The organism is Rhizobium ecuadorense, assembly GCF_001187535.1.
GTDB classification, from domain to species: Bacteria; Pseudomonadota; Alphaproteobacteria; order Rhizobiales; family Rhizobiaceae; genus Rhizobium; species Rhizobium ecuadorense.
Genome location: NZ_LFIO01001864.1, coordinates 1 through 224 on the forward strand (window position 1 = coordinate 1; position 224 = coordinate 224).

Consider the following 224-nt stretch of genomic DNA (forward strand, 5'->3'; position numbering starts at 1 on the left):
GCTTTGCGGGATCGATCTCGTAAACCGTTTAGGATTCCCTTTATCGGCAAAGGCGACAAAGGTGGGTAGCTGACTGTTGTCAACATTATACGGTCGACGACCTTTGGCGATCCGCAGTGTATCGAAGTCAGCGGGTGCCAAACTTCCAACGCTGTTCTTAACACCGAACGTACGCAGTACGTTAAATTCATAAATATTGTAAATTATGCTACCGCTTGGAGGCC

1 pseudogene is annotated in these 224 nt (G+C 47.8%); it reads right to left on the reverse strand.

Going from position 1 to position 224, the window contains the following annotated elements:
* Window positions 1–224: pseudogene (locus AF337_RS44835) on the reverse strand (hypothetical protein); the annotation flags it as partial.